At 64.5% G+C, this 13,176-nt stretch carries 13 protein-coding genes; 8 read left to right on the top strand and 5 right to left on the bottom strand.

What is annotated here, in order from left to right; genetic code table 11:
- Positions 1 to 19 precede the first annotated feature (19 nt).
- The 3 genes from rph to IP91_RS20985 are packed head-to-tail and all read right to left on the bottom strand — an operon-like array spanning position 20 to position 2,720.
- Positions 20 to 766, bottom strand: coding sequence for a ribonuclease PH (rph, locus tag IP91_RS20995; RefSeq protein WP_145651626.1), 747 nt, complete (start codon positions 764 to 766; stop codon positions 20 to 22).
- A gap of 20 nt (positions 767 to 786) precedes the next feature.
- Positions 787 to 1,704, bottom strand: coding sequence for a PP2C family protein-serine/threonine phosphatase (locus IP91_RS20990; RefSeq protein WP_145651624.1), 918 nt, complete (start codon positions 1,702 to 1,704; stop codon positions 787 to 789).
- 8 nt (positions 1,705 to 1,712) lie between these two features.
- A complete protein-coding gene (locus IP91_RS20985; RefSeq protein WP_145651622.1) occupies positions 1,713 to 2,720 on the bottom strand; it encodes a serine/threonine-protein kinase in 1,008 nt (335 codons plus the stop codon).
- A 117-nt stretch (positions 2,721 to 2,837) separates the two neighbouring features.
- Here IP91_RS20985 and IP91_RS20980 point away from each other — a divergent pair, with 117 nt between their 5' ends.
- The 4 genes from IP91_RS20980 (at position 2,838) to IP91_RS20965 (ending at position 7,105) form a co-directional block, all read left to right on the top strand.
- On the top strand, positions 2,838 to 3,728 hold the full coding sequence (locus IP91_RS20980) for a YicC/YloC family endoribonuclease (protein ID WP_145651908.1): 891 nt from the start codon (positions 2,838 to 2,840) through the stop codon (positions 3,726 to 3,728).
- 102 nt (positions 3,729 to 3,830) lie between these two features.
- Complete coding sequence (gene gmk, locus IP91_RS20975) at positions 3,831 to 4,472, top strand: guanylate kinase (protein ID WP_145651620.1); 642 nt, start codon at positions 3,831 to 3,833, stop codon at positions 4,470 to 4,472.
- A 79-nt stretch (positions 4,473 to 4,551) separates the two neighbouring features.
- Positions 4,552 to 4,755, top strand: a complete 204-nt coding sequence (gene rpoZ, locus IP91_RS20970; protein WP_107143459.1) for a DNA-directed RNA polymerase subunit omega — start codon at positions 4,552 to 4,554, stop codon at positions 4,753 to 4,755.
- Positions 4,756 to 4,816: 61 nt separating this feature from the next.
- Positions 4,817 to 7,105 carry a RelA/SpoT family protein gene (locus tag IP91_RS20965; RefSeq protein ID WP_145651618.1) on the top strand — a complete coding sequence of 763 codons (2,289 nt, stop codon included), beginning with the start codon at positions 4,817 to 4,819 and terminating at the stop codon, positions 7,103 to 7,105.
- Between the two features lie 44 nt (positions 7,106 to 7,149).
- Here the strand turns inward: IP91_RS20965 and IP91_RS20960 are convergent, their stop codons facing one another.
- Both IP91_RS20960 and greB read right to left on the bottom strand, forming a co-directional pair.
- Positions 7,150 to 7,803 carry a transposase gene (locus IP91_RS20960; protein ID WP_229474778.1) on the bottom strand — a complete coding sequence of 218 codons (654 nt, stop codon included), beginning with the start codon at positions 7,801 to 7,803 and terminating at the stop codon, positions 7,150 to 7,152.
- Positions 7,804 to 7,930: 127 nt separating this feature from the next.
- Positions 7,931 to 8,488 (bottom strand): transcription elongation factor GreB, encoded by a 558-nt coding sequence (gene greB, locus IP91_RS20955; RefSeq protein ID WP_145651616.1) that lies wholly within the window; start codon positions 8,486 to 8,488, stop codon positions 7,931 to 7,933.
- 54 nt (positions 8,489 to 8,542) lie between these two features.
- On the opposite strand from greB, the gene IP91_RS20950 reads away from it, so the two are divergent.
- From IP91_RS20950 to IP91_RS20935, 4 genes are all read left to right on the top strand, one after another.
- The gene (locus IP91_RS20950; RefSeq protein WP_145651614.1) at positions 8,543 to 9,982 is read left to right on the top strand and encodes a sensor histidine kinase; all 1,440 of its coding nucleotides are present in this window, start codon (positions 8,543 to 8,545) and stop codon (positions 9,980 to 9,982) included.
- Between the two features lie 8 nt (positions 9,983 to 9,990).
- Complete coding sequence (locus IP91_RS20945) at positions 9,991 to 10,638, top strand: response regulator (RefSeq protein ID WP_145651612.1); 648 nt, start codon at positions 9,991 to 9,993, stop codon at positions 10,636 to 10,638.
- Between the two features lie 167 nt (positions 10,639 to 10,805).
- Positions 10,806 to 12,380 (top strand): GGDEF domain-containing protein, encoded by a 1,575-nt coding sequence (locus IP91_RS20940; RefSeq protein ID WP_145651610.1) that lies wholly within the window; start codon positions 10,806 to 10,808, stop codon positions 12,378 to 12,380.
- Positions 12,381 to 12,851: 471 nt separating this feature from the next.
- Positions 12,852 to 13,176, top strand: a 325-nt coding sequence (locus tag IP91_RS20935) for a flagellin N-terminal helical domain-containing protein (RefSeq protein ID WP_443094141.1), incomplete at its 3' end; no start/stop codon positions are given.

Below are 13,176 nucleotides of genomic sequence, written 5' to 3'. Positions count from 1 at the left end.
CATTTTCCGGGAAACTATTTTACTGCGCGAGGCCGAGGGTCTGCTTCTGCAGCCTGACCAGGTCGGCGATGCCCGCCTCGGCCAGGTCCAGCAGGCGGTTCATCGTGGCGCGGTCGAATGCGGCGCCTTCGGCCGTGCCCTGCACTTCGACGAAGGCGCCCGCCTCCGTCATGATCACGTTCATGTCCGTGTCGCAGTTCGAGTCTTCCGCGTAGTCCAGGTCCAGCACCGGCGTGCCCTCGAACACGCCGACCGAGATCGCGGCCACGAAGTGCTGCACCGGCACGGCGGGGATCGCGCCCTTGGCCACCAGCTTGGCGAAGGCATCGTAGGCCGCGACCATGGCGCCCGTGATCGACGCGGTGCGCGTGCCGCCATCGGCCTGGATCACGTCGCAGTCCAGGTGCAGCGTGCGTTCGCCGAACGCCTGCAGGTCGAAGGCGGCGCGCAGCGAGCGGCCGATCAGGCGCTGGATTTCCTGCGTGCGGCCGCTCTGCTTGCCCCGGGCGGCCTCGCGGTCCATGCGCGTGTGCGTCGAGCGGGGCAGCATGCCGTATTCGGCCGTCAGCCAGCCCTGCCCCTTGCCCTTCAGGAAGCCCGGGACTTTCTCTTCGATGCTGGCGGTGCAGATCACCTTCGTGTCGCCGCATTCGATCAGCACGGAACCTTCGGCATGCTTGGTGTAGTCGCGGGTCAGGCGCACGGTGCGCAGCTGGTCGACGGCGCGGCCGCTGGGGCGCGCGAGGATGGCGGAGGGATTGGTCATTGCAGCTTTCTCGATGGGGTTCATTTCAGTAATTGGGACGAGCGTTCGATGGCGCCGCGGATCTCCGCGATGGCCTTCTCGATTTCCGCTTCGTCGAACGGATCGCCGGGCGCGATCGTGCTGCTGTGCAGGTCGCCGGCCAGCGTTTCGGTGCAGATCACGGTGGAGCCGGCGGCAGTGGGTGCAGCGTCGGCCGCGTCGCCGCCCTGCCAGCCGATGGCCAGGCCGGTGACGTTGTCGCTCGTGGCGCCACCCAGCCGCAAGGCATCGCGCAGCAGGACCGGCAGCGCCTCGGCAACCGTGCCGCCGCACAGCGTGGCGACGAGCGACGCTTCCGGCAGCGTGGCCCACAGGCCGTCCGAGCATAATAGCATCACGTCGCCGGGCTGCAGGCTGGCGCGGCCCGACAGTTCCACCTTCGGCGCGGCCGTCGCGCCCAGGCAGTTGTACAGCTTGTTGCGGTCCGGATGGGTGAGGCGCGCCTCGGGCGGCACCTTGCCCCGCTCGATCAGGTGCTCCACGTGCGAGTGGTCGCGCGTGCGCGCCACGATGCGCCCGCCGCGCAGCCAGTACAACCGCGAGTCGCCGCAATGGGCCCAGGTGGCCGTGTTGTGCTGGATGACGCAGGCGACGATCGTGGTGCGCGGCGCTTCCGGCATGGCGTGCGCCACGGCGTAGCGGTGGATCTCCGCGTGCGCTGCGTGACAGGCCTCTTCGAGGAAGCGCTCCGGCCCTTTCACGTACGGGTTGGCCTGCTGCTGGAACAGCGACGAGATGGTCTGCAGCGCGATGCTGGCCGCCACTTCGCCGCGCAGGTGGCCGCCCATGCCATCGGCCAGCACCAGCAGCAGCGCATCGCGCGTGTAGCTGTAGCCCATGCGGTCCTGGTTGACCTTGCGCGCGCCGATATGGCTTTCCTGGTAGACGGAAAATTGCATGCTGCGTCCTAGCCCTGCCGGGTGTTGCGGGTTTCACCAGCCGGCGCGGACGACGCACCGAAGCCGAACCGCTGCACCAGCCGGCGCAGCACGCCGGGCGACGCCGCCTGCGTCACGGCTGGCGGGACGATCGGCGGCAGTGCCTGCAGGGCCTTCTGCAGCTCGAACAGGCTTTGCGGCCGCGCCAGCGGGTCGACGGCCAGCGCATGGCGCACCAGCCCCACCAGCGCTGGCGCGTAGTGCGCCTCCAGGCGCGTGTAGTGCTCCGCCATCGTGTCGGCCTGGCGGCGCTGGTCGGCCGGCTGCGGCGGCGCCCCGGCCATGCAGGCGAACATGGCCGCGCCGATGCCGTACACGTCCGTCCAGGGTCCCAGCGGATCGGTCTTCACCGTCAGTTCCGGTGCGGCGAAGCCTGGCGTGTACATCGGCGCCAGGGTCAGGGCACCGGTATTGATGGTCTGGCGCGCCGCGCCGAAATCGAGCAGCAGCGGCGTGCCGTCGGTGCGCAAATAGATATTGGCGGGTTTTAAATCGAGATGCAGCAACTGGTTGGCATGCACCTCGCGCAATCCGCGCAGGATCTGGGTGAATATCTGCCGGATAAAACTTTCGCCGATCCGGCCGCCTTTGGCGCGGTGCCGCGAGATATGGTCCTGCAAAGTGTGGCCCGATTCATAGGCCATCACCATATACACGGTGTCATTGGCGCGGAAGAAATTGAGCACCCGCACCACATTCGGATGGGCGATGCGCGCCAGTGCCCGGCCCTCCTCGAAAAAGCACTTCAGGCCGATGCGGAACACGGGCAGATTCGCCTTGCTGACGACGGGCGCCAGTTCGCCTTCCTGGCGCAATGCCAGGGCGCTCGGCAGATACTCCTTGATGGCCACCGCATTGCCTTCGCCGTCATAGGCAAGATAGACGATACTGAACCCGCCGGACGCAATTTTCTTTACAATGCGGTATCCAGCCAATTCCAGCCCATCCGGCAGCGGGGCGTTATTTTGAGCAGCCATATTTTTGCGCAGACATCGGTTCGTCGCCTTAATTTCCCTGGCCCAACTACCGGATTGTGTGGACAAAACCAGTGATTGTAAAGATAAAATCGGGGAGATCCATTGAGCATTTCCAGCATGACGGGGTATGCGGTTGCCACCAGCGAAAGCGCGGCCGGCACGCTGACCATTGAAATCAAGAGCGTCAATTCCCGTTTTCTCGACCTCCAGTTTCGCATCAACGACGACCTGCGCGCGCTCGAACCGGATCTGCGCGCCGCCATCATGGCCGCCATCACGCGCGGCAAGGTCGAGGTGCGCCTCAGTTTCGGCCGGAAGGCTGCCGCCGCCGGCACCCAGGCGCTGAACCTGCCGCTGCTGGGCGAGCTGGCGCGGCTGCAGGCCGAAGTCGGCGCGCACTTCCCGTCCGCCGCCGCCATGACCGTGGCCGAGCTGCTGCGCTGGCCGGGCGTCGTCGAGGAAGCCCAGATCGGCCAGGAATCGCTGCAGGCGGACGTGGCCGCGCTGATGGCGAAGACAGTGGCCGCGTTCGTGTCGAGCCGCCAGCGCGAAGGCGCGGCGCTGGAAGCCATGCTGGTCTCGCGCATCGAGGCAATGGAAGCGATCGTCAAGCGCATCACGCCGCTGATCCCGCAGGTGGTGGCGGGCTTCCAGCACAAGGCGGTAGAGCGCATGCAGGAAGCGCTGGGCCTGGCCTCGCAGGGCTCGAACGCGGCGCTGTCGCGCCAGGACGCGATGGAACGCATCCGCCAGGAAGTGATCCTGTACGGCATCCGCATCGACGTGGCCGAGGAGCTGGGCCGCCTGTCCGCCCACCTGACGGAAACACGCCACATCATGAAGAAGGGCGGCCAGGTCGGCAAACGGCTGGACTTCATGATGCAGGAACTGAACCGCGAAGCGAACACGCTGGGCGCCAAGGCTTCCGTGAAGGAACTGGCCGATGCGTCGATGGAGCTGAAGCTCCTGATCGAGCAGATGCGCGAACAGGTGCAGAACCTGGAATGACCCATAGCGGCGTGCACCGCGAGTGTGCACGCCCCTCGCGCAAACCCGGTTGCTCTTGGTAAAATACGCCTTTGGGCCTTCGGTCCCCATTCGAGATTGCATATGAACCAACACTTCTCCGGCAGCCTGTTCATGGTGGCGGCGCCGTCGGGCGCGGGCAAGTCCACGCTCGTCAACGCGCTGCTGGCGCAGGAGCCGGCGATCCGCCTGTCGATCTCCACGACGACCCGCCCGCCCCGCCCGGGCGAAGAGCACGGCCGCGAATACTTCTTCACGACGGCCGAGGATTTCCAGGCGCGCGTGGCAACGGGCGAGTTCCTCGAATGGGCCGAGGTGCACGGCAATTACTACGGCACGTCGCGCCTGTTCGTGGCCGAGCAGATGCGGGCCGGCACCGACATCCTGCTGGAAATCGACTGGCAGGGTGCCCGCCAGGTGAAGAAGCAGTTCCCGCAGGCGGCCGGCATCTTCATCCTGCCGCCCTCGATCGCCGCGCTGGAAGAACGGCTGCACAAGCGCGGCCAGGACGAGCCGCACGTGATCACGCGCCGGCTGCTGGCCGCGGGCGGCGAAATCGCCCACGCGCCCGAGTTCGAGTATGTTATTATCAATGAAGAGTTTCCGGTCGCCTTGCAGGAGCTGAGTGCGATCGTCCGATCGGCCCGGTGCCGATTCTCGCAGCAGGCAGCACGCAATGCGTCGCTGTTTGCCCAGCTGGGCATCCATGCCGAGCACGCCGATTAAGGCTGACAATCAAACCAGCCGGCGTACCAGTCAAAACAATTCCACCGCTGTCCCGTATTGAACTTTTGGAGTGAACACCATGGCCCGTATTACCATCGAAGACTGCCTGCAGAATGTGCCGAACCGTTTCCAGCTGACGCTGGCTGCAACCTACCGCGCCCGCCAGCTGCTGCAAGGCCACACGCCAAAGGTGGAAGCCAAGGACAAGCCCACCGTGCTGGCACTGCGTGAAATCGCTGCCGGTAAAGTCGGCCTGGAAATGCTGAAAAAGGTCCCAATGTAATTTTGGAACCTGCGTTCCACGGTACCGCCACAGGTTCTCCCAGTCGACACTGCGAACATCCATGAACCTGAATCCTGCCGATCCCAGTTCCAGCCTCACTGAACGTCCCGCCTCGCGGGGCCGGCGTTCGGCCAAGTCACGGCCGGACGCGGAAGCCCCGCAACCGCCCGTCATCTCCACCTCTCCCCTCGCCGCACCGCTGATTCCCGCGGGCGTGGCCACCATCAGCCACCTGACCGAGAAGCTCGCCGAGTACATGACGGAGGCCGAGCTGAAGAAGGTCAAGGAAGCGTACCGCTTTTCCGACGAGATGCACCTGGGCCAGGTGCGCAAGTCCGGCGAGCCGTACATCTCGCACCCGATCGCGGTGGCCGAGATCTGCGCCGACTGGAAGCTCGATCCGACGGCGCTGATGGCGGCGCTGCTGCACGACGTGATGGAAGACCAGGACGTCAAGAAGGAAGAGCTGATCGAGCGCTTCGGCCCGTCCGTGGCCGATCTCGTCGATGGCCTGTCGAAGCTGGAGAAGATCGAGTTCCAGAGCCAGATCGAGGCGCAGGCGGAGAACTTCCGCAAGATGCTGCTGGCGATGGCGTCGGACGTGCGCGTCATCCTGATCAAGCTGGCCGACCGCCTGCACAATATGCGCACGCTGGACGTGATGCTGCCGTCCAAGAAGCAGCGCATCGCCAAGGAGACGATGGAAGTGTACGTGCCGATCGCGCACCGTCTCGGCCTGAACAATATCTACCGCGAGCTGCAGGACCTGGCGTTCTCGCACCTGCATCCGCTGCGCTACAACGTGCTGGCCAAGGCCGTCAAGGCGGCGCGCGGCAACCGCCGTGAAGTCGTGGGCAAGATCCTCGACTCGGTGAAGAACACGCTGACGATGGCCGGCATCAGCGCCGAGGTTTATGGCCGCGAAAAGACGCTGTACGGCATCTACAAGAAGATGCGCTCGAAGCACCTCACCTTCTCGCAGGTGCTGGATGTGTACGGCTTCCGCGTCGTTGTCGACAATTTCTCGAACTGCTACGTGGCGCTGGGCACGCTGCATTCGCTGTACAAGCCGATGCCCGGCAAGTTCAAGGACTATATTGCCATCCGCAAGCTGAACGGCTACCAGTCGCTGCACACCACGCTGATTGGCCCGTACGGCACGCCCGTCGAATTCCAGATCCGCACGCAGGAAATGCACCGCACCGCCGAATCGGGCGTGGCGGCGCACTGGCTGTACAAGAACAGCGACGCGAACATGACGGACATGCAGCAGCGCACCCATGCGTGGCTGCAGTCGCTGCTCGACATCCAGCAGCAGACCGGCGATTCGGCGGAATTCCTGGAACACGTGAAGGTCGACCTGTTCCCCGATTCCGTGTACGTGTTCACGCCGAAGTCGAAGATCATCGCCATGCCGCGCGGCGCCACGCCGATCGATTTCGCGTATGCCATCCACACGGGCATCGGCGACCACACGGTGTCCGTCACGATCAACGGCGAGCCGGCCCCGCTGCGCGCCGAACTGCGCAATGGCGACATCGTGGAAGTGGTGACGGATCCGGATTCGCGGCCGAGCCCGAGCTGGCTGAGTTTCGTCCGCACCGGCAAGGCGCGCTCGGCGATCCGCCACCACCTGCGCACCATCAACCTGCCCGAGTCGATCGGCCTGGGCAAGCAGCTGCTGCAGCAGGCGCTGGCCGCCATCAGCATCTCGCCGGACCTGCCGGAAGGCCTGGTGGAACGGCTGCTGAACGAATCGTCGGCCAAGTCGATGGACGAGCTGCATGCGGACATCGGCATCGGCAAGCGCATGGCCGCCCTCGTCGCGCGGCACATCTTCGGACTGATGGGCGGCGAATCGGCCTCGGTGCCGATCGACCACAACTCGGCGGCGGACCTGGATCCCGTGACGATCTACGGCAGCGAAGGCGTATCCGTGCAGCTGGCGCCCTGTTGCCTGCCGATCCCCGGCGACCAGATCATCGGCCAGCTGCGCCGCGACCAGGGCCTGCAGGTGCACACGCTGGACTGCAGCGTGGCGGGCCGCCAGCGGCAGAAGGAACCGGACCGCTGGATCGCCGTCAAGTGGGGCTCGGAACTGAACCGCCGCTTCGACAGCCGCATCCGCCTGCTGATCAACAACGAAAAAGGCATCCTCGCCCGCGTGGCCGCCGAAATCGGCGAATCGGACGGCAACATCACCTTCGTCGGCATGGACGAAGACAGCGACCACATCCTCCACCAGCTGCGCTTCACCATCCAGGTGAAGGACCGCGTGCACATGGCCGGCCTGCTGCGCAATGTGCGGAAGGTCACCGGCGTCAATCGGGTGGCCCGCGAGCGGGGCTAGTTGCTTGGAAAATGGGGACAGACCCCATTTTTCGAGCAATATTTCTATTCTGTGCCAGTTCGTTTCCTGGGCCTGCCTCTCCTGCCGGAAAGCGAACCGATAGGACGGTTGGATCGAATAGCCTCTCGAATCATCTCAAAGCTGGCCGGGGAAAGCTCTTCTGAGAATAGCTCTCTATAGCGTAACTGCCTCTCGCAATCCGGGTGTCCCAAGTTGCAATACAGTGGATGCGGCGTTAGAAGCGAGTCGACACCATAGCCTGCGTTCCCTCGATGACTGGACCACCGATATTCATGGGGGGAGCTGACCATCCCTGCCCTCACCGGATTCAACTCGATGTAGCGCTGGCATATGAGGAAATAGGTATCTTCTGCAACCAGTGACGAGCGATAGCGTCCTTCCCACACTGTCCCACTGCGTTCATACCACCAGTTGAAGTATTGACTGTATTGCTGGCTTACCCCCTTCATCAGCGAGGCCGGTCCGCCCAGGTCCGAAAAGGACGCCAATAAATGCACATGGTTACTCATCAGTACATAAGCGTGGATCGTGGCACCGTTGCTCCGCGCGTATTCATTTAGCCATCCCAGATAGGCGACGTAATCTTCATTTCGAAGAAAACACACCTGTCGGTTGTTACCGCGTTGGATGATATGCAGGGGAACTTGCTCGGAAACCAGCCGCGCGCGTCGTGGCATAAGTGCTCCTCAGGTAGTCGGGGAGCAAATAATGACTGCGTACTTCGCGTGACACCCGGTGACTTATCAACATCCGATGTCAAAATTTTGCTCAAAAAATGGGGTCTGTCCCCATTTTTCGAGCAACTTACTGCGCCGCGGGATAGCTGACAGACAGTATCTCCAGCTCCTCGGCCCCATTCGGCGTATGCAGCGTGACGACATCGCCCTCACGGGCCTTCGTCATGGTGCGGGCGATCGGGGAGATCCAGCTTACCTTGCCCTTCAGCGGATCGAATTCGTCGATGCCGACGATGGTGATGGTGTTTTCCTCGCCCTGCTCGTTGGCATAGGTGACGGTGGCGCCGAAGAACACCTGGTCGCTGCCGTGGTGGACGCTGGGGTCCACCACCTCGGCCAGGTCGAGGCGCTTGGTCAGGAAGCGGATGCGCCGGTCGATTTCGCGCAGGCGGCGCTTGCCGTAGATATAGTCGCCATTCTCCGAGCGGTCGCCGTTCGAGGCGGCCCAGTGCACCACCCTCACCACTTCCGGACGGTCGACGTCGATCAGCTGCAGCAGCTCGTCCTTGATGCGCGCGTAGCCCGCTGGCGTCAGGTAGTTCTTCGCGCCGGGCGGGATCGCCGGCGCCAGCAGGACGTCGTCATCATCGTCCTGCTCGGTTTCTTTCACGAATGCTTTGTTCATGGGCCCTGGTGCATCTAGTATCATCCTGCCAATGCGGAACGATTGTACACATTTATGAGCCTTGCCCCCTCCTGCCACGACGCGGTCTGGCAAGCCAGCCGTTCCGCGCTGTATGTGCTCGATGCGGACACGCTGCGCATCCGCGATGCCAACCCGGCCGCGCGCCGTCTCGTTCCCTTCGCTCCCGACGCCGCCTTCACCGAGCTCGCTCCCGCCCTGCCGCGCGAGCAGTTCGATGCCGCACTGGCCACCGGCGCCATCGTCAGTGCCGTACTGGTGGACGCGGACGGCATGCCCTGTCCCGTCGCGCTGCGCCTGGCCCACGTCGGGCACGAGGGCCGCGCCTGCGTGCTGGCCATCGCCGAGGACGAAACGCCCGCCGCCGCGCTGCAGGACGTGCAGGCACGCTTCGATGCCATCGTCTCGCACACGCCTGGCCTGGTCTACCAGTTCCGCCGCGAGCCCGATGGCGGCGTGTCGTTTCCGTACCTGAGCGAAGGCTGCCTGGCGCTGCTGGGGCTGCACGCGGCGGAACTGGCCACGCACCCGGAGCGCTTCGCCGCCCTCGTGCTGCCGGACGACCGCCAGTCCTACCTCGATTCGATGGCCTCGTCCGCCACCACGCTGTGGAGCTGGAACTGGGAAGGCCGCATCTGGATCGAGGCGTGGAAGGACGTCAAGTGGATCAACCTGCGCGCCACGCCGCACGTGCTGCCGGGCGGCGCGGTGCAGTGGGAAGGCATCATGACGAACATCACGGAGAGCAAGCAGGAGCAGCTGGAAGTGCGCGCCAGCCGCGCCCGCCTGGCCGAGCTCACCGCCCACATCGAGAAGGTCAAGGAACAGGAACGCACGCGCATGGCGCGCGAGATCCACGACGACCTGGGCGGCAACCTCACGGCCATCAAGATGGCGCTGGCGATGCTGGCCGCGCGCCTGCCGGAAGGCGATGCGGTGCTGGCCGAGAAAGCCGCCTATGTCGACGAACTGGCCGACCGCACGATCGATGCCGTACACCGCATCACGCTGGACCTGCGCCCGTCGATCCTCGACTTCGGCCTGGTGGCGGCCCTGGAATGGCAGGTCAAGGAATTCGCCGCGCAGGCGGGCCTGGCGTGCAGCTTCCAGTCCAACGAGAAGGACGTCGAACTCGATCCCGACCAGGCCACCGCGCTGTTCCGCATCGTCCAGGAGGCGCTCACCAACATCGCCAAGCATGCCAATGCCAGCCGCGTGACGGTGCGCCTGCACTGCACCCGCACCCAGGTGAGCGTGAAGGTCACGGACAACGGCCGCGGCATTCGCGCCAGCGACCGCAACAAGGCCGGTTCCTTCGGGCTGCGCGGCATGGCCGAGCGGGCCCGGGCGCTGGGCGGCACGCTGACGCTGAGCGATGCGCCGGAGGGCGGCACCGTGGTCGCGATCGGCATCCGGCGCCTGTCGCCGCTGGCAAAGGGTCTACAATCGCGCAACACCGTGGCAATCAGGAAATAGGAAGCAGCATGAGTGAAAAAGCCGCCATCAAGGTCTTCATCGCGGACGACCATGCGATCGTGCGCGAAGGCCTGAAGCAGATCCTGGCCGACACGCGCGACATCGTCGTCTCCGGCGAGGCGGAGAACGGCAGCGATGCGTTGCGGCTGTTCCGCAAGTCGGCCTGCCACGTGGTGCTGCTGGATATCTCGATGCCCGACCGCAGCGGCATCGAGGTGCTCAAGCAGATCAAGAAGGAAAAGCCGGAGCTGGCCGTGCTGATGCTGTCGATGCACCGCGAGGACCAGTATGCGATCCGCTCGCTCAAGGCCGGCGCAGCGGGCTACCTGACGAAACAGAGCGCACCGAAGGAACTCGTTAACGCGATCCGGCAGGTGGCTGGTGGTTTAAAATACATCAGCGCGGCACTGGCCCAGGAACTGGCCAACCACGTGGGCGAAGACCACGATGTGGCGCTGCACGAAACGCTGTCCGACCGCGAGTACCAGACCTTGACGATGATCGCTTCCGGCAAGACGGTGGGCGCCATTGCCCAGGAACTGTCGCTGTCGGTGAAGACGGTGAGCGAGTACCGCGCGCGCCTGCTGGTGAAGATGAAGCTGAAGAACAGCGCCGAGCTGACCCACTATGCGATCCGCAATGGCCTGATCGACTGAACGCCACTGTTGTCTGCGATGCTTGCATCGAAAATAGCGTATTCATTCAGGCAACGCCAGCTGCCGTGAAGTAAAGGATTTAAGCCCCGCTGATCCGCGCTTAGCTTGCCCGGACCATGCCCTAAGATGCACGCCATCGGTAATCGTTTGTGAAGGCTGAGCGCCAGATGTCCAGCAAAACCCCCAGTCCACCCGCCCAGAATCCGGCAGATATCGCCCGCGAGGCGTTCCGCCGCCTGGCGGTGCGGCGCATCGCCCCGACGCCGGACGCCTATCGCGACATCTACAACGAAATTGCCGGCATTCCCGCCGCCCCCCCGGTGGCCGTGGCGCTGCCGGACAGCGGTCCCGAAAACGTGCTGAGCCGTTTCGCCACGCGCATGGCGGAACAGACCGGCGAGCTGGCCGACTTCGGCCGCCGCTTCCACCGCGCCGTCAAGGCGCGCGACTGGGATGCCTATGCCACCACGCTGTCGCAGCTGGCCGAGCGGCCGATCCGCAAGGTGGGCGGCATCGAACTGGCGCCGATGCCGGAAGGCGAACAGACGCGCGTGCTGCGGGACCTGCTGAGCCGGACGCTGACCCTGGCCGTCGCCTCGCTGCTGAGCGGCCGTCCGGACCTGGCCACGGAAGCCGAATCGCTGGGCGCCGCCACCAAGGAAGCGTACTCGGAAGCGGACCTGCACGAGATCGCCGTGCGCCTGAAGCAGCTGTGCTACCAGATCGAACTGAAGAGCGGCGACGCGGGCGAACAGCAGGAGCTGCTGCTGCAGCTGTTCCGCCTGCTGCTGGAAAACGTCAGCGAACTGCTGGACGACGATTCCTGGCTGCGCGGCCAGGTCGATGCCGTGCAGGCGCTCATCGAAGGCCCGCTGGACGCGCGCGCGCTGGAAGCAGCCACGCGCAGCCTGAAGGACGTCATCTACAAGCAGAGCCAGCTCAAGCACAGCATGGCGGACGTGAAGCTGACGGTGAAGAACATGATGATGACCTTCATCGACCGTCTCGGCCAGGTGGCCGCCACCACCGGCGACTTCCACGAAAAGATCGGCGGCTTTTCCGCCAAGATCAGCGAGGCGCATGATATCGCCGAGCTGAACGACATCCTCGACGAAGTGCTGCGCGAGACCCGCGTGGTACAGGGCGAGGCGCTGAAGGCGCGCGACACGATGGTCACCGCGCGCCAGGAAGTGCAGGATGCCGAAGCGCGCATCAAGGCCCTGGAAAACCAGCTGCAGCACATGAGCGAACTGGTGCGCGAAGACCAGCTGACGGGCAGCCTGAACCGCCGCGGCCTGGACGATGTCTTCGAACGCGAAACGGCCCGCAGCGAACGGCGCGGCACGCCGCTGTGCATCGCCGTGCTGGACCTGGACGACTTCAAGAAGCTCAACGATACGTACGGCCACATCGCCGGCGATGGCGCGCTGAAGCACCTCGTCAAGATCGTCAAGGAAACGCTGCGTTCGATGGATGTGATCGCCCGCTTCGGCGGCGAGGAATTCCTGATCATGCTGCCGGAAACGTCGGTGGATGCAGCCGTCGCCACGATGACGCGCCTGCAGCGCGAACTGACGCGCCACTTCTTCATGCACGAGAACGAGAAGGTGCTGATCACGTTCTCCGCCGGCGTGGCGCTGCGCCGCCAGGGCGAGGACCAGACCGAGCTCGTGCGTCGCGCCGACCATGCGATGTATACCGCCAAGAAGACCGGCAAGAACCGCGTCGTCATTGCCGAGTAGGTCGTCCTCCCCTCCCCGCAAGCCCGGCACCGCCGGGCTTTTTTTTCTGGCTACTGCCCAGGCCGCTGGACAGGCTGCACTGTTCCCAACTGCCCAGCTCGTGTCACATGGGGCCAGGCACCGTGACACGGGCTGAACAGTTCCTAACTGCCGAGCTCGTGTCCATGTCGGGGTCAGACCCCATGGTGGACACGAGCTCAGCCGTAAATTATTTACGCTTTTTAAGCCTGGAATTGAGGGCAAAAAACCCCTTATTTCTCGCTCAAGAAATCGGAATCCCTGTCGCCAGAGCGCCGGCATGGGGCCATCCTTGAGGGTTTCAAGTAAAAAGTTCCGTCTAAAAACCGCCTCAAGCTTTCCGTGTGGACACCGTTACCCATTACAACAGCGGCTTGAGCGTCACGGAACAGCGTGACGGGCCAAAGTGACCGAGCAGACCGCCAGACAGCAGCACCGTTTTGGAGTAATACCATGGCCTCCGTCATCAACACCAACATCGCTTCCCTGAACTCGCAACGCAACCTGTCCGGCTCGGCGAGCGCACTGTCCACCTCCCTGCAACGTCTGTCGTCCGGCCTGCGCATCAACAGCGCGAAGGACGACGCCGCCGGCCTGGCGATTTCCGACCGCATGAACTCGCAGATCCGCGGCATGACGCAGGCGACCCGCAACGCGAACGATGGTGTTTCCCTGGCGCAGACGGCCGAAGGCGCCCTGGCGTCCTCCGGCGACATCCTGCAACGTATCCGGGAACTGGCCGTGCAGTCTTCGAACAGCACCAACTCGGCGTCCGACC

The sequence above is a fragment of the Pseudoduganella lurida genome (assembly GCF_007830455.1).
In the GTDB taxonomy this organism is placed as follows: Bacteria; Pseudomonadota; Gammaproteobacteria; order Burkholderiales; family Burkholderiaceae_D; genus Rugamonas; species Rugamonas lurida.
This window is presented reverse-complemented; position numbering and strand designations above follow the sequence as displayed.